Here is a 20,908-nt window from a genome sequence, read left to right as displayed (position 1 = left end):
TTATTCTCATTCTCAATCTAATTGCAAGCTTTTCTCTGAAAAGTTGATTTAACGGCACTTCACAATATTAAAACCGGTATGCCGCTTTAATGCGCATAGTACGGGGTTCAATAGGGTGAAAGTGGATATCTTCTACCGCCGCCGTCTCGTCCTGAAGTTGTGATTCGTACAGGTAATCAATATCGTGATCGTCACTGTCCAGTAAATTAAGTGCCTGCAAGGTGAACGTCCAGTTCTGCAAGCGTTTGGAGAGCTGAGCGTTAACCACTGTCAGGGCAGAGGACTCAACATCGCCGTAGCTGTCTAAAGTTCGCGGGCCAAAGTGCCTCAGACGTAATGTGCTGTCCCAGCCTTCAGCGAATTGCCAGCGTAAGCCCGCACTGACTACTTCACCTAATGCACCATCAATCCGGTTTCCTTCACCTTCCTCACTGCCTTTAAAGCGGGAGTGGGTGAGGGCAACTTCTACATCAACAGACAATTGTTCTGTGAACCAGTAGTAGGCTGCGATTTCGGCCCCGAAGCGCTCAGACGCGCGGCTGGCCTCGCTGTTGCCTGCATCACCGACAAACAGCAGTTCGGAATCAAGTTCCAGCCACCATAATGAAGCCGACAGATTCAGTACTTCACTGTCGAAATAGCGGATCCCCGTTTCTGCCGTATTGCCCCGTACCAGCAAATCTACCGGGTCAGCAATATCGCCGCTTTGGGGATCCACAGATAAGGTAGCGCCACGTGCATCATTTGAATGAAATGATTGTCCGGCATTTACATAGCCTTCCAGATGGGGAGTGAAAATGTAACTCAGGCCGGCAGACAGGCTGAGCAAACCGTCATCAGCACTGCCCGAATTGGCAGCTAAATCACTGTTTACATCTGCGGTCAGGTAATCATAGCGGGCGCCAAGGCGGGCCGTTGTTTTGCCATTCAACAGGTAATCGCCCTGATAAAAGACTGATACAGACAGTTCGTCCACATTGTCGCTACGTACTGTGCCAGTCCGTTGACGGGCTTGTGTATTGAACAGTCCGACTTCATCGATGTCATCCCGTCTCACCTGTATGCCAATCTGATGCATCCAGTCCATTTTGCCCGGGCTGGCAGAAAAGTGATAACCGGCTTCGCCTCCGGTAATTTGCCGCCTGTCTACCTGTTCAAATTGATCACCCTGAAGCGGGTTATCCAGAAAATAAGTAAAGTTTGAGAACAGATCTAAATCGCTGTTGATGAGATAGGCACTGGCATAAAAATCACCTTCAGTGACATTAACCGACAAGCTGTAGCGGCTGGACTCCCCGCCTCCTGTGGTGTCCAGCGAGTCCAGCGGGGAAATCAACCCTGATGCGACAGCGCGGGCAGGGATCTGATCGGCTGAGTTCCAGCTATTATCATAGGCCATGAAAGTAACAGCCACAGAGCCGTTGCCTGTATTCTGACTGTAATTTACCAGACCGTTTACTTTGTTGATATCTTCACTGATATCCTGCCAGGGACCATCGTAGCGGTTAAATTCGCCGCCAAGAAACAGGGAGGCGTCATCGAAAGAAAGGGTTGATCCTGCTACGGTGCGCAGATAATTGTTCTCTCCGGCTTCCACACTCACTATGTCTTGTTGCAGGCCCGGTGTCAGGTAGAAATTGGCAGATCCGGCAGTTGAAAAGTCACCTTGTAATGCGTTGTATGCGCCTTTGTTGTATTCGATGTAATGAACAAATTCCGGTGTAATGAAGTTCAGATCGGTATAGCCCTGCCCGTGGCCGTGACTTCGCATATTCACCGGCATGCCGTTAACAGTAGTGCTGAAATCTGTACCGTGGTCGAGGTTGAAACCACGCAAAAAATACTGGTTAGCCTTACCGGAACCACTGTGCTGGGTGACAACCATGCCGGGGACGAGTTCCAGTACTTCACCGGTGCGGAGCATAGGGCGGGTACTGATTTCATCCTGACCTGCTATACCATTTGAAGCTGAAATTGCTTCCCCTATGAGACGGGTTTCCCTGCCATTTACCTCAATATGTTCGATACTCAGACCATGAGAATTCACTGCCTGACTCAGCAGCAACAGGGGAAAAGGAAGGGCGGTATAGCGCATGACATTCGTTCCGGATTGAAAAGCGCGACATCATATCAGGAAAATCAGAAAATCCCACGTTGATGAGATTGATTACCATTTAGAATTGATGATTCTCTATTTCTTCACAGATTCATCGTCACTGTTTACCACCGTTTCCTGATGATGAATGTGAGGTGTGGCCTCTTTTTCTGCTTCTTTCAGGGCTTCCTGAATTAACGTTTCGAGCTGGATAAACAGCTTAATAAAATTGTTGTCGATACGCTCGCCACTGGCATCGTCTAACCAGGCCGCATAGAGCGTATCACTTTGCTTCGCTTCAATAGCCTTGTAAGCCGCAACCTGTTTCTTTGCCTGAATGGGGTGAATGCCTAATGACCGGAGCGCTTCAGCACCCATTTCAAGCGCTGAATGGTAGGTTTCTGAGACCACAAAATCGACACCTGCCTGCCGGAGTCTGTAGCCGTGTCCGCGGTCAAAGGCGCGGGATAATACTTTAACGCGGGGATAGGCATGCTTGATGTATTTCACCATGTCGATGCTGCTTTCTTTATCATTGATGGCAATAACCAGCATAGAAGCGTGTTCGATACCCGCTGTGTGCAGCATATCGGGTTTGGATGCGTCTCCGAAATAGGCCTGAGTGCCGATACGGCGCATGTTATCAATCTGTTCAGAGCGGATATCCAGTACGACGGTTTTAATGTTATTGGCTAACAACAGGCGGTTAACGATTTGTCCGAAACGACCGATCCCGGCAATGATCACCGTGCCTTTTTCTTTTATCTCGTCTGGTTTTCTGCGGTTACTGCGCCTGGTGTACAGAGGCATAATGACTTTATCGAAAAGAATGAACAGCCCCGGGGTCAGGAACATGGAGAAAGCAACGACCAGTGACAATATTTCAATCAGTCCCGCCGGTAATACAGCGTTCTGACCAGAGAAGCTCAGCAGCACAAAGCCAAATTCACCGGCCTGAGCGAGACTGAGAGCAAACAACCAGCGATTCGCAGCTTTAAGTTTAAAAAACAGGGTAACGACAAACAGTACCAGCGATTTCACCAGCATGACGGTGAGGGTAAGGCCTAGTATGATCAGTGCATTTTCAGTGAGAATGTCTACGTTGATACCGGCGCCGACAGTGATAAAAAATAACCCGAGCAGCAGCCCTTTAAAGGGTTCTACATTCGCTTCCAGCTCATGGCGGAACTCACTGTTGGCCAGTACAACACCGGCAAGGAAGGCGCCTAATGCAGGAGATAATCCCACCAGGCTCATCAGCGCAGCAATACCTACCATCAGCATGAGTGCGGTTGCGGTGAAGATTTCCCGTAAGCCTGACGAGGCCACGAATTTGAATAATGGCCTGCTGAGATAGTGACCACCAACGGTTACAACAGCCACCGATGCAATAATTACAATGGCGTACAGCCAGGCCGGTAAGCCCTCCACCAGACTGAAATTATTCCCGTGGCTGCCACTGTCAGTATGCTGAGAAGCTAATTCGGGGAGCGCGAGGAGCGGTATCAGCGCCAGCATAGGAATAACAGCGATATCCTGAAACAGCAAAACCGAAAAAGCACTTTTTCCGCCTTCAGTTTGTTGTAATCCTTTTTCCTGAAAGGTTTGCAGCACAATGGCAGTGGAAGACAGTGAAAATATCAGGCCGATGGTGAGCGACACCGACAGGGTTTGTCCCAGAGCCTGCGCCAGCAGTGTGATGAGAACAGTTGTGAGCAGCAGTTGTAACCCGCCCAGTCCAATCAAACGGGTTTTCATTGCCCATAATGATTTGGGTTCCAGTTCCAGCCCCACAAGAAACAGCATCATGACCACGCCGAACTCGGCAAAATGCTGAATCGTTGTGGTTTCATCTCCTACCAGTCCGAGCACCGGCCCGATGGCAACCCCGGCCACCAGATACCCGAGCACAGAACCCAGCCCTGAACGTTTGGCAAGCGGCACTGCGATGACCGCAGCAACGAGATAGATGAAAGCTTGCAGAAAATACCCTGTCATGGCGTAAGTGTCGTCCTTAAACAGAAAGTGGGGGAAAATAGCGTGCTGAGACCGGCTGGCTGTGCCGGCAATCTGATGAAAACGGCAGGGAGCAACCACAGGCTGATTATGTCGCTATCGGGCACAGCGGGCAATGTACCGGCAGAGGAAATCCTATAAATTTTGGCTATATCTGATATTCAGTGATATGCAATTATGTTTTTTGTTAGGGCAGTTAACAAATTGTGAATTCATTGTTTGACATTCGATGTCATTTCACTGAGTATTTAGGCACTTTGCGCCCCGCTATGAACCAGAACAACACCCTACAAAAGATTTGCTCAACCAGGCAGACGCATATTGTTCGGGCAGGGAAAAGTACCTGACTGATAACGTGCAGTGCCGTGCGCTGACCGCTTATCGCTTCACGCAATAACAACGAACAATATCAAAAAGAGAGTACATTATGGCTGGTTCGCCTTTACCTCAATCAGACAACGTTCAGTCGAATAGCACATCAACACCGAAGTTTGCTTTATCAGTAATGACAAGCATCTTCTTTATCTGGGGATTCATTACGTGTCTGAATGACATACTGATCCCGCATTTGCGGATGCAGTTCGATCTGAGCTACACCCAGGCCATGTTGATTCAGTTTTGCTTTTTCGGCGCTTATTTTATTTGCTCAATTCCGGCGGGACGCATTGTGGGACGCATTGGCTACAAGAAGGGCATGGTAACCGGCTTGTTGATCACCGCTGTCGGCGCTGGTCTTTTCTATCCTGCTGCAGCCACTGCCCAGTACGTCTTCTTCCTCGCGGCACTGTTTGTGCTGGCTTCCGGCATCACATTGTTGCAGGTTGCAGCAAACCCTTATGTGGTGGCGCTGGGTCCGTCGTCGACAGCTGAAACCCGGTTAAACCTGACACAGGCATTTAATTCTCTGGGCACCACAGTGGCACCTTTGTTTGGCGGCTTGCTTATTTTCGGTCTGGCAGCGAACGCTACTGCAGAAGCCCACGCTGAAGCGGTACAAATTCCTTATATCGGCATTGCGGCATTTCTGATTTTGCTGGCGGTGATCGTGTCGAAAACCTCGTTGCCGGTGATTGCATCACAGGAAAAGCCGGTGAAGCCGCTCTCTTTTGCGCAACTGAAACAATATCCTCACTTACTGTTCGGTGTACTGGGTATTTTCCTGTATGTCGGCGGTGAAGTGGCAATCGGCAGCTTCCTGGTGAATTTCCTCGGTGAGAGCCATATTGGTGGCATGAGCGAAGAAACTGCCTCTGCGTATGTCGCTTATTACTGGGGCGGTGCCATGGTTGGCCGGTTTGTCGGCAGTTATGTAATGCTGCGGGTCAGTGCACACAAAGTACTGACGGGTAATGCGGTTATCGCAATGGTACTTATCATTACGGCGATGATGACATCCGGTCAGGTTGCGGTATGGGCAATTCTGCTGGTGGGCCTGTTTAACTCTATCATGTTCCCGACTATTTTCAGTTTGTCACTGAAAGGCATGGGACAACATACCTCTCAGGCATCCGGCCTGCTGTGTCTGGCTATTGTAGGCGGCGCACTGGTTCCCCTTTTACAGGGAGTGATGGCAGATGGTATGGGTGTGCAACTGGCGTTCATCGTACCTGTGTTCTGTTACCTGTATATTGCCTGGTTCGCGTCGGTTGGCTCGAAACAACAAAAGCATGCACCGGACGCAGAGCTTGCTGCTTCCTGAGCGCATTGACGCATAACAGCGCATGGGCACATAACGAAATAAGGCAGGTTAATTTCCTGCCTTTTTTGTCTCTGCCCGTTGTCAGAAAAAGCTTCCGGCCCTGTTTACTTCAGGGCTGTAATCAGCCAGTGGCAATATTCCATTCTGCTATCTGCCAGTCTGTCGTTGATAAAATAGCAAACCAGCATGTCTCCGGCCCGGCCGGTTCCCATGGCGTAGCAATGCCCGCTTATCCTGGGAGACCAGAACCGTGACTGCATCAAAAGTTTATCCAGTGCTGCTTTACGGCTGTCGCTGAACGTAAAAGCGATGTACCAGTCATTGTTCGCTGCTTTTATTTGCTCAAAACTCACTAACGATGGCCACTGCGCCAGCACGTAACGAGGCAGGGGCGGGTAGTCGTTCGCCGTGCTCTGAAGAAATGCCTGATGAAATGATGTTGCTGTGGTGACCAGGGAAGCTGTCTCATCTGAAATCAGCGGTGGTAAAAGGGCGGGCTTTCCGCCACGGAACAGTGTCTCCAAATCTGGTTTTTTTATCAGGTCAGTGAACGTTATGGCTGATGACTTTGCAGGATTATCAGAGACATTATTTTGCGCCTTCAGCGTGGCTTTGTAATAGCCCGTAAGCCGTTTAACTTCTTCTGAGTGCTTGTCTGAATCACTGTTATCAGGCGAAAATTCTGACGGTACCCCTGAAGATTCCGGCTTGATCTGACAAGGGATGCCGTAGCCATAATCCTCAGCCACAGCGTTAAGTTTGTCAGCGACTTTGCCGGTGTCGCCATTATTGATAAGCAGTGCGATATTGTCCGGCCGGTAATACCTGCTTTTGAACTGCCTGATAACCTCAGTCATTAACTTCGGCACTGTGCCGGTGAAGCCGCCGGTAAAAGCCTCACCGTATTTCCCTTCCTCCAGCAGCGATGCCACATGTTGCCGGTAGGGAGCTTTTTGCTCGTAGAAATCCAGCTCCTGAAAGATAACGCCGTTTTTTTCCCGCCGTATATCGTCATCTGAATATTGCTGGTTGAGTAAGCCTGAGTACAGAAACGACAGGGCGTGATAAAACAATGCCTCATGGTCCGTTTCGACAAAGTAAAATGTCATTTCTTCCTGCGTAGAGGCATTGATACGAAGGGGGAGTAACGCCAGCGCGGCGAATAAGTTATGGGCTTCGGGGAAGTGCAGAGAGCGCCTGAAAACCAGATGCTCACACACGTGAGCCACGCCGGAAGCATCATTCACCGGCGTTGGCAGTGCAAATACGCCGGTAAACGGGGCCGCGGGGCCGGAACATTTTCGGATGACGGTGGCAGGTGAGGGAGACATACTGTCACCTGCTCATACAGTCACAATATCAATTTTGGTTTTCGGATCCCGTAAAATCACCGCTTTGTCTTCGTTACGTGCCGCTTTCTCAATCGCGGCTTCGATGGTGTGATGATGGGGCGACTTACTGCAGACCGGGTCGGCCTGATGCATATCGCCGGTGAGCATGTAAGCCTGACAGCGACAGCCTCCGAAATCCTTCTCTTTCTCATCACAGTCGCGGCAAGGGGAGGGCAGCCAGTCTGTGCCGCGGAACTTGTTGAAGGAAAAGTCCGAATACCAGATTTCGCTGAGGGATTTCTCCTTCACATTCGGGAACGTCATTGGCAGAATTTTCGCGCTGTGACAGGGCAGTGCTGAGCCATCCGGGGTGACTGTGAGGAAGGTTGAACCCCAGCCGTTCATGCAGGCTTTCGGGCGGTCCTCGTAATAGTCCGGTGACACAAAAATAAACTTTGGCCCTTTACCGTTCTGCTTTTCACGGAAAGCGTTAACCTTTGCTTCCGCTTCTTCCAGCGTCGCTTTTGAAGGCAATAACTGATCGCGGTTTACGTAAGCCCAGCCGTAATACTGTACGGTTGCCAGCTCAACAAAATCCGCATTCAGCTCACAGGCCAGGGTCAGCACGTCATCAATCTGATGGATATTCTGCGCCGTCAAACAGAAATTGAGGACCATAGGATAGTCGTATTGCTTGATGAGCCTGGCTACTTCCAGTTTCTGCGCAAACGAATGCCTGCGGTTACCGATAAGGTCATTATCTTCTGCATTTGCAGCCTGAAAACTCAGTTGAATATGATCGAGTCCGGCCTCTTTTAAAGCGGCAATACGCTTTTCTGTCATGCCGATACCGGAGGTAATTAAATTTGTATAAAAACCCAGTTCAGACGCATGGCTGACCATTTGCTCCAAATCTTTACGTAGTAACGGTTCACCGCCTGAAAAACCCAGTTGCACGGCCCCCATTTCACGGGCTTCTGTCAGCACCCGCAGCCAGTGGGAAAGATCAATTTCCTCTTCTTTTGCTGTCAGGTTTAAGGGGTTTGAACAGTAAGCACAGTGCAGGGGACAGGCATAGGTGATCTCTGCCAGTAACCACAGCGGCGGACCGGCGGCCGGCGTATTCGTTTCATCAGACATAATGGATCCAGTCTTTGCTTTCGGCATCGCTTAAAAACGCGGTGATATCGTCACCGATATCTTCCGGGGCTTCCGGAAACTTTGCTTTTAAGGCAGTGATGATATCGTCAACAGACTGTTCACCGTCAACCTGCAACAGGATCTCTGAAGCACTGGGGTTCAGTTTCACCATGCCTTCAGGGAACAGCAGGACGTAGCAATTCTGCGCTTTTTCAAATTGCAGTTTATACAACCGGTTGCGCTTCGGGATGCGTGTCATAGTAACCCCTTGTGACAAAGTGACTGGTCGCCGATTCCTGTGTAGGGTTTACGGCCGTACTCGTAAGCCAGGCTGATAGCATCTGCCATCGACCACAGAACGTCCAGTTTGAACTGCAGGATATTCAGTGCTTTTTCCTGTTGTTCGCGGGTGACAAAATGGTCCAGCGTGATTTGTAAGCCGTGTTCGACGTCACGTCTGGCCTGACTTAACCTCATCTGAAAATAGGTAAAGCCTTCCTTATCAATCCAAGGATAGTGACCCGGCCAGCTGTCCAGACGACTCTGGTGTATTTCCGGAGCGAACATCTCAGTGAGCGACGAGCAGGCTGCTTCTTCCCAGGTCGCACGGCGGGCAAAATTCACGTAAGCACCCACGGCAAATTTAACCCCTGGCAACAGGTGTTTTTCAGACAACATATCGTCACGGTCCAGGCCCACAGCTTCACCCAGCCTCAGCCAGGCTTCGATGCCACCTAAGCGCGGGTCACCGTCTTCACCGTCGTGGTCAAGAATACGCTGGATCCACTTTCTGCGTGTGGCCATGTCCGGACAATTAGCCAGAATGGCTGCATCTTTAACCGGAATGCACACCTGATAATAAAAACGGTTCGCTACCCAGCCCTGAATCTGCTCTTTGGTACATTCCCCCTTATTCATAGCAATGTGGAAGGGGTGATAAATATGATAGTACTCGCCTTTAGCGCGAAGTTTTTGTTCGAATTCTTGTTTTGACCACGGCTGTGCTGTCATTGTCAGTCCTCAGCGTTAAAGCGTAATGTGCATGCCATCGTAAGCAAGCTCAATATGATTGTCTTCGAGGTATTGGTGAGCAGATGAGTCTTCATCCAGCACCGGATTTGTATTATTTATATGGATAAGTACTTTGCGCTCTATGTTGAACCGGTTCAGCAGGGCAACTGCACCGTCTTCACCATTTACCGGCATATGGCCCATCTGCGTTCCCAGACGGTTACTGAATCCGTTTTGAATCATTTCATCGTCAAGCCATAAGGTGCCGTCAAACAACACACAATCCGCTTTATCCAGCATACTCTCTACCAGCGGATTTGCCTGAACACAGCCGGGAGCATAGAAAACCGATTTGCCGGAACGGGTATCTTCTATATGCAGACCTATATTGTTGCCGGGCACAATGTTATCCCGGTATGAGGAATACGGCGGCGCATTTGAAGCCAGCACGACAGGATGAAAACGAAGACCATCAGCACCCTCAGGTGTAAAAGCACTGTCGTACTCTGTATCAATTCCGTGGCGCTGAAGCCCGCCATGCCAGTGTTTAAGCATAGTGAACAGCGGAAATGCACCGGTTAAATCTTCATAGACCACGTCAGTACAATATACCGGAAGCGGCAAACCTTCCCGTAGCGTCAGTAATCCTGTTGTGTGATCAATCTGACTGTCGGTAAGCACAATGGAACGGATAGATGTGCCGCGCTGCTGCTCAGGGTCCGCCGGCCACAGTTGAGGTGTTTGATTGATTTGCTGGCGCAGGTCGGGAGACGCGTTGATCAGCACCCAGTCTGTGCCGTTGGAAGAAATTGCTATGCTTGACTGCGTGCGGGCAGATGCATTAATTGAATTCTGCCGTAACCCTTTGCAGTTTTTGCAGTGACAATTCCACTGGGGAAACCCACCACCTGCACCGGAACCTAAAACGAGAATTTGCATACTTCACCTTTACCGTCTTAGCGTTATATAAGAGGAATAAAAAAGGCTGCCAGTGGCAACCTTTCATCAGGGCGTCAGTCAGCAACGCTGAATGTCACCGGCACCACACCAAAGACCTGCTACTGATATCAACAGCCAGCCTTTGCAGGGCTGTTAACGGTTTTTGATGTACAGAGTAACTTCAAAACCTAAACGCATTTCAGTATATTGAGGCTTAGTCCACATGGGGCGGCTCCTGTTTTTATTAACGATGATTTAACATTCGCAATCATTATAGAAAACGACTTTTGGGAAAAAAATCCTACTTTGGCACTAGTTCCCTGATGCTGACTGCTACTTTGGGAGGAAGGCGTTGACACCTTGCTCTCAAGCTTTAACCATGCCGTTGTCTGTAATGGCTAAGCAGTCCTTTTCACGGGGCAATCTGACTATATGTATCAAATATAGCAGCACGGAACCGGCTTTCCACATCAGTCTTCAGAGAAAGATATTTTTTTCGTTTCCAGTACCAGCCCGCACCGGCTCTACGGCATTTTGTGAAATCCTGCATTTAATATAACTTCCGGTTAGATCCAGGGAAGAATTTAATCTCGAACTATCACTGAAAAAAACTATCATTACTCTTGAAATCTTTCTTGAGATAGATCAAAAATTGACCTGTCGGTTTTTGTTAATTTATAAGGAGCCCAAGTTCCGGAACAGGGATTGTCCAGTGGCAATAAATTAGGTAAATAAATCTTTTCTATGATGTGATCTTTCGCAGGCAGTGAGACGAAAGAATAGGATTCTACCCGGAGAGTAAAAATGAGTATTCCTGTTATCCGTCCGACCCTTGCCGATCAGGCGTTACGTGTTGAACAATCACACATCTGGCTACATTGTTTCCGCACATGTGCCAGGTGTGAATCTCTGTCTGATACGCTTACCGCCTATGATTTTAATGATGGCAGCCGTTTGATCCTTGATTCAAGCCATCCCTTTCCTCAACCTGTAAAAAGTAAGGCAGCTTTACGTATCGCCTGATTTTCTATCCTCCAACCGGTTATTCTGACCGGCCTGACTTTGAGGTTGTTGTAGTGGTAAACATTCTGTATACCGTACCTCATTGTCCAATGGTGTAGCCAAAATAATTCCCTCTGCCAGTCTTCTGTAATACATGCTACCTGAAAAGCACGCGCGGATTTCATCCGGACTAATGCCTTCATTACTGTTTATTATTTCTGAAATTACCTTGGAAATATTTTGAAAGTTTACAGGGCGAGTTTCAATTTCTGCTTTATTTACCGGTTTTGTCCGGAGGCTCAGTCTCTTTATCTGACCTGAAACGCAATAAGGCGTGATTACGCTGACTTAATAATCCTTTGAGATCAACTGCACGGTAAGTGGCAGGATGATCAGTCACAATAGACAGAATAACTATAAACGGGAGAAACCATGAAACTCACACCTGTGTACACAGCATTACTGGCAGCGGGCCTGCTTGCCGGTTGCAATGAATCTCAGACTCCGGCAACCGGAACTACCGGCGTCACCGCTGCTCAAAAACAAGCGGCAGAAATGGCACTGACTGAAACGGCGAACACTTACACGACTGCGTTTCTGACGCAACAACCGGCGTTGTCAACGATGCTGGCATTGACGCCGGAGCAGGCTGGTGGTCCGTACAACGATAAGTTTCCTGACTACACAGCAAAAGGGATGGCAGCGCTGCAAAAAAGCATGGCAGAAGGCTCAGCGGCCCTTAAAGACATTGATCCGGCAGGACTGACGCCAGAGGCGCAGACACACCGCAATATTCTAATTAATATCTTTGACTACTACACCGGCGATACCCGTTTCCCTGCCGGCTACATTGATACCTGGGGCGGTCATCTGCCTTATATCATCAACCAGATTTCCGGCCCGTTAATCGATATGCCAAAGCTTATGCAGGTACAGCAATCTGTAAGCAATGAGCAGGAAGCAGTCGCTTACATCAGCCGCCTGGAAAAAATGGGTGAATTCGCTGACGGCGTTGTGGCTAAGTTTAAAGCCGACGAAGCGAAGGGCATTGTTTTACCTAAAAAGCTGCATCCGAAGACCATCGCCTTTTTTAATAATTTTCTCGCCAGTGAACCTGCAGATCATGAACTGGTGAAAACCTTCGCAGAAAAGCTCACACAAGCAGAAGGCATTGATGATAAGCAACGTGAAGCGCTGGTGGCAAAGGCAACTGAACTGGTGACAACGGTTGTTTATCCGGCGTGGAACCGGGCCCGCGATGCGGTGCTTGAGAGCGAAGAACATGCAAGTAAAAGTGACGGTATCTGGGCGCAACCGGGGGGCGATGAGTTTTATGCTCATGAAATCCGCTTCCTTGGCGATTCTGTGTGGACGGCAGATGAAATTCATCAGACCGGTCTTGATGAAGTTGACCGGATTTCAGCGCAGATGGACACCATTCTGAAAGAAAATGGCTACAGTGAAGGAACGGTAGGTGAGCGGATGATTGCCCTTGCCGGCTTGCCAGGTCAGGTATTTGATGCCACTGATGAAGGGCGTGGTGCGCTGCTGGATTATCTGAATGATGAAATTGATGCAGTGATGGCAAAAGCGCCTTCATTCTACGGCACTATTCCGGAGCAGGCTGTCGAAGTACGCCGCATTCCACCGGTTTCAGAAGCGGGTGAAGCGGGCGGTTTTTACTCGCCGCCTTCCCTGGATGGCGCACGCCCCGGGATCTACTGGATAAACTTACGTGATATGGCAGCGGTGCCGAAATTCGGTCTGAAGACGCTGACTTATCATGAAGCCGTGCCGGGGCACCATTTCCAGATCGCGCTGAACATGGCGCAGGAAGACATAGGTCTGATGCGTCAGAATGCGCCTTACAATGCGTATGTTGAAGGGTGGGCACTCTACTCTGAATACGTTGCTGCAGAGTATATGGGCATGTATGAGGATGATCCTCTGGGGGATTTAGGACGTCTGCAGGCTGAATTGTACCGTGCGGTGCGCCTTGTAGTTGATACCGGCCTGCATCACAAGCACTGGACCAGAGAGCAGGCGATTGATTATTTCCATAAAACTACCGGTACATCTTTATCTGATGTTGTGCCTGAAATCGAGCGTTACATGGCGTGGCCGGGTCAGGCACTTGGGTATAAGTTGGGCATGCTCACCTTTGTCAAACTGGAAAAAGAAGCAAGGAATGCATTGGGTGACAAATATGACATTAGAGAGTTTCATGATGTTGTGCTACTGCCCGGTGCGCGACCCATGGCAATGGTGAAAAGCGATGTTGAAAAGTGGGTGGAATCGAAAAAATAGCAATTAAAACATTGCTTTGCATTTAATTGAGGCCGGACTTGTTCCGGCCTTTCTCATTTCTGCGCTTCAGAAAGCCACCGGAAACCACCGGTTTCCCCGCAAAAAAACGGGTATGCGTACTTATTAGTATCTACATCTGATTATCATTTTGTATATCGAACACCCATAAGGGTCTGGCTACACTCCGGCCATATCAGGAAAACGACCGTTCCCGGTGGAACATCGTGCATCAATGCCTGAAGAGAAGATAAAGAAGGATGTAGCCCATGTTGACATTATCGCAGTTTCGAAACAGTTACCCGTTGCAACTGGAATGTTCCCTTGCAACGGGAAGCAGTCCGAAAACATTATTGCGGCTGTCTGCGAAATACAATGGCCGTGATCCTTTCAGACGCTTCGTCGAACAAACGGCGACCAGTAACCGGCCAATCCATTTTTTAGGCAATGACCGGAGCCTGGACGCCAGCGTGGCGAACTTAAGTGAGATAAGTAAGCAGATAGCAGACATTGAAGAATGGCTGGGTTTATCTTATCAGGACATTCTGAAAAAGATTTCGGGTGCATACAGTGATACACCGGTGAGTAAAATTTTTGATTTACAGGCACCGGGAAAGTGGGAAGGCGTAACCCGCAGTGAAATGCAGACACTACTGAAAGAGCTGCATTTCTGGGTGGTGTATATCAACGATCTGGACATTGTCCGTAAAGACGTGAGTTCCGCAAAGAGCTTACATTACTTCTTGCGGCGCCATCCGGTAGGAAGTTGTCAGACACTGGCTGATGTTGTGCTGTTAAACAATGACAGCTGGGATCTGGATGAAACCCGCTATCAGGATATTCTGGCTGATTTAATCGCCAGAGATGACGACTGTATTTTGCGCTGGATAGAACAACCTGAACCGGTAGCTCATTTTAATATCCGCTCAAAAGTGCCTTATAACTCCATGCTGACCTGGGTCATGTTGTCGCTGACGTCACGGACCTACGGCTATACCAGTAATTTGTGGGGCACTAAAATTCAGTGGAAAAAACAGGGCTTTAAATTACGCAAAGATGCGAGGCCGTCACCGGTATTTCATTACTATTCCATGCCGTCGGCAGAATTGTCGTGGGGAGAGGGCGATGAAGGGGCTGCGCAGAAAGGTCGCCGTATTTCACTGGTATACAATGCCAGTGAGCTGGTGGATTACAAAGGCATGCCCTACGAAGAAGGATTCGTTGAACCCTTATCCACATTGAAGAACCGGATAGACAGATTGAATGTGGATGTCAGGGAAGGTGATGAGCCCCGTTTCCACCCGCAGGAAGATTATATCGAAATGCCGCCTGAAACCGGTCTGTATGCCAAGCATGTCACCGAAGCCTGGTATCAGGCCATCTTACCGTTACTGATCCGCTGGGCCGGTCATCAGAAACGGCTGGATGTGGGACGACATCTGCTGAACCCGGTGCAGTACGACGCCTATTCCACACTGGTAACAGAAGTCGCCACGTCGAATTTGTCAGCACGCTTTGGTCTCGACAGAAAGCCTTGCCAGACCAGCGTTCAGCGAATTGGTAACTGGCTGGACGAATTGCCTTCCAAAGAGCGTTTTGCAGTTGTAGCCAGTGCATCTGAGTGTGCAAACCGGCTTTGTCACTATCTCTTCCCGGACAACCGTCAGGAAGACTAAAATAGCCTGTGCAGCCACTCTTCATGGTGGTTGCACGGACTTATTTGCTATTTTTGGCGTTTTTTTGTCCGTTTATCGTATTTTTCCCGGTGTTTGTATTGCCGTAGAACGGGAATTTGATAGAGTTGTGCAATCTGTCACCGCCTTGTCATTTCTGGCTTGCAGCGGGATAATAACGATAATTCAGGATGCGCTTCATGTCACAACAGTGCTTTCGTATGAAAGGCACCACGCTTACCAGTATTGTACTGGAAGTCCTTCATTTCGAACCGGATGAATTTGACACGCAACTGGCGGCGAAAATTGCCAGTGCGCCACATTTTTTCACCCGTTCTTCGCTTATTCTCCATCTCAACGCTACAATGTCGGCAACAGAGTTCGAGTTGCTGGTTGCTTTATGCCGCCGTCATCAGCTACAGCCGATGGCGATAAAGGGGGAAACCGACGGGTTAAAAGCGACGATAAACGATCTTGGTCTGGCTGATATCAGTCAGAGTAAGTTAAGTGAGCGTTCACTGACAGAAGCAAAACCCGCCGAACCGGAACCGGAGCAGACGCCTGAGCCGGTCACTGAAACCGTAACAATCACCAAAACCACAGAAGTACTTAAGCCGGCAAAAATTGTTGCCCGCCCTGTACGCTCCGGGCAGCAGGTGTACGCGGATGGCAGTGATCTGGTGATTCTGGGCGCCGTAAGTGAAGGGGCTGAAATCCTGGCGGACGGAAATATTCACGTCTACGGTACCCTGCGAGGTCGCGCGCTGGCGGGTGTAAAAGGTAATACTGAAGCACGAATTTTTTGCCAGAACATGGAAGCTGAGCTGGTATCTATCGCCGGCAGATTCGTGATGCAGGAAAACATACAAAATAAGTGCTGGAAGCAACCAGCGCAGGCATATTTAGATGCAGATGCACTTCTTATAGAAGCATTAACCTAACGCAGTGCAGACGCTATTGGGGAATAGTAAATGGCTAAAATTATTGTAGTAACTTCAGGAAAGGGTGGGGTTGGCAAAACAACGTCCAGCGCCGCCATTGCTACAGGTCTGGCACTCGCCGGACATAAAACCGTGGTGATAGATTTCGATGTGGGTTTACGGAATCTTGATCTGATCATGGGCTGCGAGCGACGTGTGGTGTATGACTTTGTTAATGTCATTAATAAAGAAGCCACGCTGAATCAGGCACTGATTAAAGACAAACGTACCGACAACCTGTACATCCTGCCTGCATCTCAGACCAGAGACAAAGATGCACTGACAATGGAAGGTGTCCAGAAGGTACTTAACGATTTATCCGAAGATTATGACTTTATCATTTGTGATTCGCCGGCAGGTATTGAGCAGGGCGCGCAAATGGCACTTTACTTTGCTGATGAAGCTATCGTGGTTACCAACCCGGAAGTCTCTTCAGTGCGGGATTCTGACCGTATCCTGGGTATTTTGCAGAGCAAATCTATGCGTGCAGAACAGGGTAAATCAGTGAAAGAGCACTTGTTGCTGACCCGTTATAATCCGCAACGTGTTGCCACCGCAGAAATGCTGAGTGTTGCTGACGTGGAAGAAATTCTGGCCGTTCCGCTGCTCGGTGTTATTCCGGAGTCTGAGGCGGTTCTGAAAGCGTCTAACCAGGGTACACCGGTTATCCTTGATGATGAATCGAATGCCGGTCAAGCTTACTCCGACGCGGTTCGCAGACTGCTGGGCGAAACGGTAGAACACCGCTTCCTGGACGTTCAAAAGAAAGGTTTCTTTAAGCGACTGCTGGGAGGTAAATAATGGGTATTTTCGATTATCTGCTGAAAAAAGGTAAGCCTAACACTGCCGCAGTAGCCAAGGAACGCTTGCAGATCATCGTCGCCCATGAGCGCCGTAAACGTTCTCAACCGGATTACCTGCCAATGATGCAGCAGGAAATTCTGCAAGTTATCCGCAAATATGTGCAAATTGCTGATGATGATGTATCGGTGCAACTGGAAAACAGTGACGACTGCAGTGTACTGGAACTGAATATCACTCTGCCTGAGAATTAAACCTCAGACGTTATCGAAGTGAAGGGCCTCCGGGCCCTTTTCTTTTATGTGTTTTCTGAGTGCTTCAAAAAATGCCGGAAAATCTGCAAGCAATGTGTCGTAAACCGGCAATATTTCCTCAAGACTGTTTTCAAACCGGTGTTTAAACCGTATGCGGGATGCAGTGCGGTTCAGTGCCATGCTCACTCCGTCCAGTGAGGCATACACATCCAGCCAGCGATTGTTAATCATACTGCCCGTAACCTGCTGCATGCGTGGTGGCATTTGTCCGTTCCGCTGACCCAGCAGGCGGTATCTGTCAGCGCAGAAGTCGTCAAACGGCTGCCGTGAAAATTGCTTCCAGTGGCAAATCAGAAAGTGATCGAATAACACGTCCAGGGTTATACCGGCAAACCGCCGCCTTTCAGGGCTGAATGTTTTCTTAATGTCCCGTACCCAGGGGTGACTGTCAGTAAATTTATCTACGGCCATGTGATTTCGCAGGGCAATATAAACCGGAACTGGCAGTGAGGTGGTATCCAGTCCCTTCTGAAAATCTCCCAGCAGGTTGCCAAAACAGGAGTCGGGTGTGGGACGGGCAAGAAAAAGGTGAGCGAGATAGTTCATTTGAAGCGTAGTGAATGATAGCCATTCCTGTTAAGGAATGGCTGCACAGTTGTCTCAGCGGTCGTATTTTGCTGCCTGGTCTTTAGCCGGCAGGCTGTCGCTGATAAATGTCCGGATGTCATCGTTAGCGGTTTTCAAATCTTCATAACGTAAATACATCATATGGCCACTGCGATAACCTTTAAAGCGCAGACGGTCTTTCATTTTGCCACTCGGGTCTAACTGGGTCATAGTGTATTTGGCATCAAAGTAATTGGTGGCGCCGTCGTAATAACCCGACTGAATCATCACGTTCAGGTACGGATTTGTTGCCATGGCCTGACGTAAATCTTTACCGGTGTGATTGTTCTCACGATCCCAGGGATGCACAGGACCAAACATATTGTATTTGGTGTCAGTCACAAACTTCAGATCGTTGCGCAGATAGTCGTTAATCGCCGGTGTGAAAGAATGCAGCCAGGATGTCAGTTCAGCATTGTAGTCCGGCCCGTCACCCAGCTCTTTTTCATCAATACCCAGGTAACGGCTGTCCAGCCGGCCAATGGTTTTACCTTCATCACGGAGCAGTGCTTTCCAGAAATACCATGTGCTGACGTCCAGATTACTTTGTGCAACTTCCTGTGCGCTTAAACCGGAATACGCGGCAAATTGCTTAATAACCTGCTGCTTTTCGGATTCGTCGATCCATGCGCCTTTTGCCAGTGCCGGTAAAAGGGTATTCAGCGTCCAGGTTTCGACTTCCGGAAGAAACGCTTCAAGATCTTTGTTCTGGTATTCAGCCGCCAGTTTTTTGTGAAACCACGCTGCGGCAGCAAAATAGGGCAGGCGGTTAGCGGCTTCTACCGGTCCGTCGCGGTTAATGCCTAATTCTGTAGGAGAGACAAGAATCACGCCGTTCAGGTACATCCACTGCTGTTCCTGCAGCGCCAGCGCCAGTCCGGACACCCGGGTTGTGCCATAGCTTTCGCCAATCAGGTATTTTGGTGAGCGCCAGCGGCTCTGACGGGAAACAAATGTGTTGATCCACTCTGCCAGATATTTCACATCGGCATTGACGCCAAAGAACTGAGATTTCTGCTGTTCTTTTGAAGGCATTTTGCCCTCAGCATCTGGCAATACGCGGCTGTATCCCGTATTCACCGGATTTACATAAACGATGTCCGCCACATCCAGAATGGAGTAGGGATTGGTTTTCACACCGTAAGGTTGTAAGGGATAGCCCTCTTCGTCGATATTCAGCACTTTCGGGCCGGTATAGGCGATGTGCATCCACACGGAAGCGGAACCCGGACCACCGTTAAAACTGATCACCAGCGGGCGTGTGGCTGTATCTTTTACGTCATCCCTTTGATAATAAGTATATTGCAAAGTGGCGGTGGGGTTTCCCTCTTCATCCCACACCGGTTGCATACCGGCAGTGGCCGTATAGCTGACTTTCTTGCCGCGGATGGTGGTTTTATGTTTGGTTACGGTGGCGGATTCAACCGGAATACTGCGTTTGGTTTCAACTACTTGTTCTGCGGCCAGCGCAGGGGGAATGGCCAGTGTTGCAGATACGCCGAGCACCAGTGCCAGTGCGGAGACGGAACGACGAAGTTTCATAGTATTTCCTCTGTCTTTTTGTTGTTAAACGGGCGCTGTAACCGCGCCCTTTGTATTATTGTGACTTCTGTTTTTATTGCTGTTTAAGGCGGTACAGTAAAATGGCTGCCCGCTTGGACTGAGAAGGCAGTGCTTCAAGGTTGCCGGTTTCATTCACAGTATGACCCGCAGAACCACTCATGCCCAGTCCGTCAATGGCCATTTCAACGTATGCTGAGGTGAAAGATACATCGGCAGCGCCTGCATTCAGCGGGTTGACCGGTGCCACTTTTCCCTGACCTAAATCTTCACTGACATTGCTGTAAATTTCCAGCAGGGCTTTGTTACCGTCTGTTGGTGCCAGAGCGGGATATCCCTCACCGAATTCAATGGTACTTTGGGTTTTTGGCAGGGATGCCGCGACAATTTCCCGCATTTTATCTTTCACGCGGTTAACCTGGTCTTCCGAAATAGCGCGGATATCCCCGGTGACAATGGTGGTTTCAGCCACTACGTTGTTCTTGCCAAAGGTGGTGCCGCTGTTTGCTTTGCGGTCGTGGGTGACGGCTGTTCCGCCCATGATACGGCCGGGATTATACGTCAGCAGTTCTTCGCTGCGCAGATCCGTATAGAAGGTGTTCAAAATACGCGAAGCTTCATAAATAGAACCGGCACCCACGTTATCTTTAAAGATTTGAGAGGAATGAGAGGGAACGCCGGTAACAGTGAGTGTCCAGTCGATAGAGCCACGGCGTGAAATGTTTGCTGTGGCGGGGTTACCGTCACCATTTTCAAACCCGATTGCAATATCAGCCCATTTTGCACCGTCGGTCAGGGCCTTTTTCGACAATTCCAGCGGGCGGCCACTCAGTTCTTCATCACCGGTCATGACCACCAGAATATTCATGTTTTTCAGCTCACCGGCATCATGTAAGGCCCGCAAGGCTTGCAAAATAACCACATCACCGCCTTTCATATCAGCAATGCCGGGGCCCCGTGCCTGTGTGTCGCTGATTTTTTCGAAAGTCTGAAACGGGCTGTCCGGCTCGAACACCGTATCCAGATGTCCGATAAGCAGCATTTTTGGGCCCGTCCCGCCATTCAGTTCTGCGACCAGATGTCCCGCCCGGCCAAATGCCGAACCGTCTTCAAACCGCGCGTCAAAACCCAGTGCTTTGAATTCAGGAATAAGAACATCGGCTACTTTTTTCACACCGGCAAAATTCATCGTGCCGCTGTTAATATTGACGATATCTTCAAGCAACTTGAGGGCTGCGGGATTAGTTTTATCGATGTAGTCAGCGAGTTGCTGCTCTTTATCTGAAAGTGCTGCCATGGACTGGGTCGCAAATAAAGACAGACCGAGCAAAATAGCGTGTTTCTTAAAGCCCTTTTTCATAGTTCCCTTCTTTTCTTGTTGTGTGTGCAGATGCGCTGTGGCGACGTGGTTGTGCGCCACAGCGTAATCTGCCTAAG

At 49.3% G+C, this 20,908-nt stretch carries 18 protein-coding genes; 7 read left to right on the top strand and 11 right to left on the bottom strand.

What is annotated here, in order from left to right; genetic code table 11:
* Nucleotides 1-67: 67 nt before the first annotated feature.
* Together DS731_RS15040 and DS731_RS15035 are read right to left on the bottom strand one after the other, a co-directional pair.
* A complete protein-coding gene (locus tag DS731_RS15040) occupies nt 68-2,095 on the bottom strand; it encodes a TonB-dependent receptor (RefSeq protein ID WP_119502102.1) in 2,028 nt (675 codons plus the stop codon).
* 96 nt (nt 2,096-2,191) lie between these two features.
* Nucleotides 2,192-4,093 (bottom strand): monovalent cation:proton antiporter-2 (CPA2) family protein, encoded by a 1,902-nt coding sequence (locus tag DS731_RS15035; protein ID WP_119503442.1) that lies wholly within the window; start codon nt 4,091-4,093, stop codon nt 2,192-2,194.
* A 445-nt stretch (nt 4,094-4,538) separates the two neighbouring features.
* On the opposite strand from DS731_RS15035, the gene DS731_RS15030 reads away from it, so the two are divergent.
* Nucleotides 4,539-5,810 carry a sugar MFS transporter gene (locus DS731_RS15030; RefSeq protein WP_119502101.1) on the top strand — a complete coding sequence of 424 codons (1,272 nt, stop codon included), beginning with the start codon at nt 4,539-4,541 and terminating at the stop codon, nt 5,808-5,810.
* A 104-nt stretch (nt 5,811-5,914) separates the two neighbouring features.
* On the opposite strand, the gene DS731_RS15025 is transcribed toward DS731_RS15030, so the two are convergent.
* The 6 genes from DS731_RS15025 to pqqA form a co-directional block, all read right to left on the bottom strand.
* On the bottom strand, nt 5,915-7,141 hold the full coding sequence (locus tag DS731_RS15025) for an insulinase family protein (protein ID WP_119502100.1): 1,227 nt from the start codon (nt 7,139-7,141) through the stop codon (nt 5,915-5,917).
* A gap of 12 nt (nt 7,142-7,153) precedes the next feature.
* The gene (pqqE, locus tag DS731_RS15020) at nt 7,154-8,281 is read right to left on the bottom strand and encodes a pyrroloquinoline quinone biosynthesis protein PqqE (RefSeq protein WP_119502099.1); all 1,128 of its coding nucleotides are present in this window, start codon (nt 8,279-8,281) and stop codon (nt 7,154-7,156) included.
* On the bottom strand, nt 8,274-8,540 hold the full coding sequence (gene pqqD, locus DS731_RS15015; protein ID WP_119502098.1) for a pyrroloquinoline quinone biosynthesis peptide chaperone PqqD: 267 nt from the start codon (nt 8,538-8,540) through the stop codon (nt 8,274-8,276). Before pqqD ends, pqqE begins: the two co-directional genes overlap by 8 nt.
* Entirely contained in the window at nt 8,537-9,292 is a 756-nt protein-coding gene (pqqC, locus tag DS731_RS15010; protein WP_119502097.1) for a pyrroloquinoline-quinone synthase PqqC, read from the bottom strand. The genes pqqD and pqqC overlap by 4 nt, the downstream gene beginning before the upstream one ends.
* A gap of 15 nt (nt 9,293-9,307) precedes the next feature.
* Complete coding sequence (gene pqqB / locus DS731_RS15005) at nt 9,308-10,231, bottom strand: pyrroloquinoline quinone biosynthesis protein PqqB (protein ID WP_119502096.1); 924 nt, start codon at nt 10,229-10,231, stop codon at nt 9,308-9,310.
* Between the two features lie 153 nt (nt 10,232-10,384).
* A complete protein-coding gene (gene pqqA, locus DS731_RS15000; RefSeq protein ID WP_083273040.1) occupies nt 10,385-10,456 on the bottom strand; it encodes a pyrroloquinoline quinone precursor peptide PqqA in 72 nt (23 codons plus the stop codon).
* Between the two features lie 579 nt (nt 10,457-11,035).
* Between pqqA and DS731_RS14995 the strand changes: the two genes are divergently transcribed.
* From DS731_RS14995 to minE, 6 genes are all read left to right on the top strand, one after another.
* Nucleotides 11,036-11,254: a hypothetical protein gene (locus DS731_RS14995; RefSeq protein ID WP_119502095.1), complete on the top strand. Its 219-nt coding sequence runs from the start codon at nt 11,036-11,038 to the stop codon at nt 11,252-11,254.
* 411 nt (nt 11,255-11,665) lie between these two features.
* Nucleotides 11,666-13,540 carry a DUF885 domain-containing protein gene (locus tag DS731_RS14990; RefSeq protein WP_119502094.1) on the top strand — a complete coding sequence of 625 codons (1,875 nt, stop codon included), beginning with the start codon at nt 11,666-11,668 and terminating at the stop codon, nt 13,538-13,540.
* Between the two features lie 266 nt (nt 13,541-13,806).
* Entirely contained in the window at nt 13,807-15,213 is a 1,407-nt protein-coding gene (locus DS731_RS14985) for a zincin-like metallopeptidase domain-containing protein (RefSeq protein ID WP_119502093.1), read from the top strand.
* Nucleotides 15,214-15,410: 197 nt separating this feature from the next.
* Entirely contained in the window at nt 15,411-16,151 is a 741-nt protein-coding gene (minC, locus tag DS731_RS14980; RefSeq protein ID WP_119502092.1) for a septum site-determining protein MinC, read from the top strand.
* 30 nt (nt 16,152-16,181) lie between these two features.
* Nucleotides 16,182-16,991, top strand: coding sequence for a septum site-determining protein MinD (gene minD, locus DS731_RS14975; protein WP_119502091.1), 810 nt, complete (start codon nt 16,182-16,184; stop codon nt 16,989-16,991).
* On the top strand, nt 16,991-17,245 hold the full coding sequence (gene minE, locus DS731_RS14970) for a cell division topological specificity factor MinE (RefSeq protein ID WP_119502090.1): 255 nt from the start codon (nt 16,991-16,993) through the stop codon (nt 17,243-17,245). The genes minD and minE overlap by 1 nt, the downstream gene beginning before the upstream one ends.
* 3 nt (nt 17,246-17,248) lie before the next feature.
* On the opposite strand, the gene DS731_RS14965 is transcribed toward minE, so the two are convergent.
* From DS731_RS14965 to DS731_RS14955, 3 genes are all read right to left on the bottom strand, one after another.
* Entirely contained in the window at nt 17,249-17,851 is a 603-nt protein-coding gene (locus DS731_RS14965; RefSeq protein ID WP_119502089.1) for an acyl carrier protein phosphodiesterase, read from the bottom strand.
* A gap of 54 nt (nt 17,852-17,905) precedes the next feature.
* Nucleotides 17,906-19,453, bottom strand: coding sequence for a S10 family peptidase (locus tag DS731_RS14960; RefSeq protein ID WP_119502088.1), 1,548 nt, complete (start codon nt 19,451-19,453; stop codon nt 17,906-17,908).
* A gap of 73 nt (nt 19,454-19,526) precedes the next feature.
* Entirely contained in the window at nt 19,527-20,831 is a 1,305-nt protein-coding gene (locus tag DS731_RS14955) for a M20/M25/M40 family metallo-hydrolase (protein WP_119502087.1), read from the bottom strand.
* Between the last annotated feature and the right edge of the window lie 77 nt (nt 20,832-20,908).

The sequence above is a fragment of the Alteromonas sp. RKMC-009 genome, assembly GCF_003584565.2.
Taxonomy (GTDB): domain Bacteria; phylum Pseudomonadota; class Gammaproteobacteria; order Enterobacterales; family Alteromonadaceae; genus Alteromonas.
The sequence above is the reverse complement of the archived record's forward strand: the minus strand, read 5'-3'. Positions and strand labels throughout refer to the sequence as shown.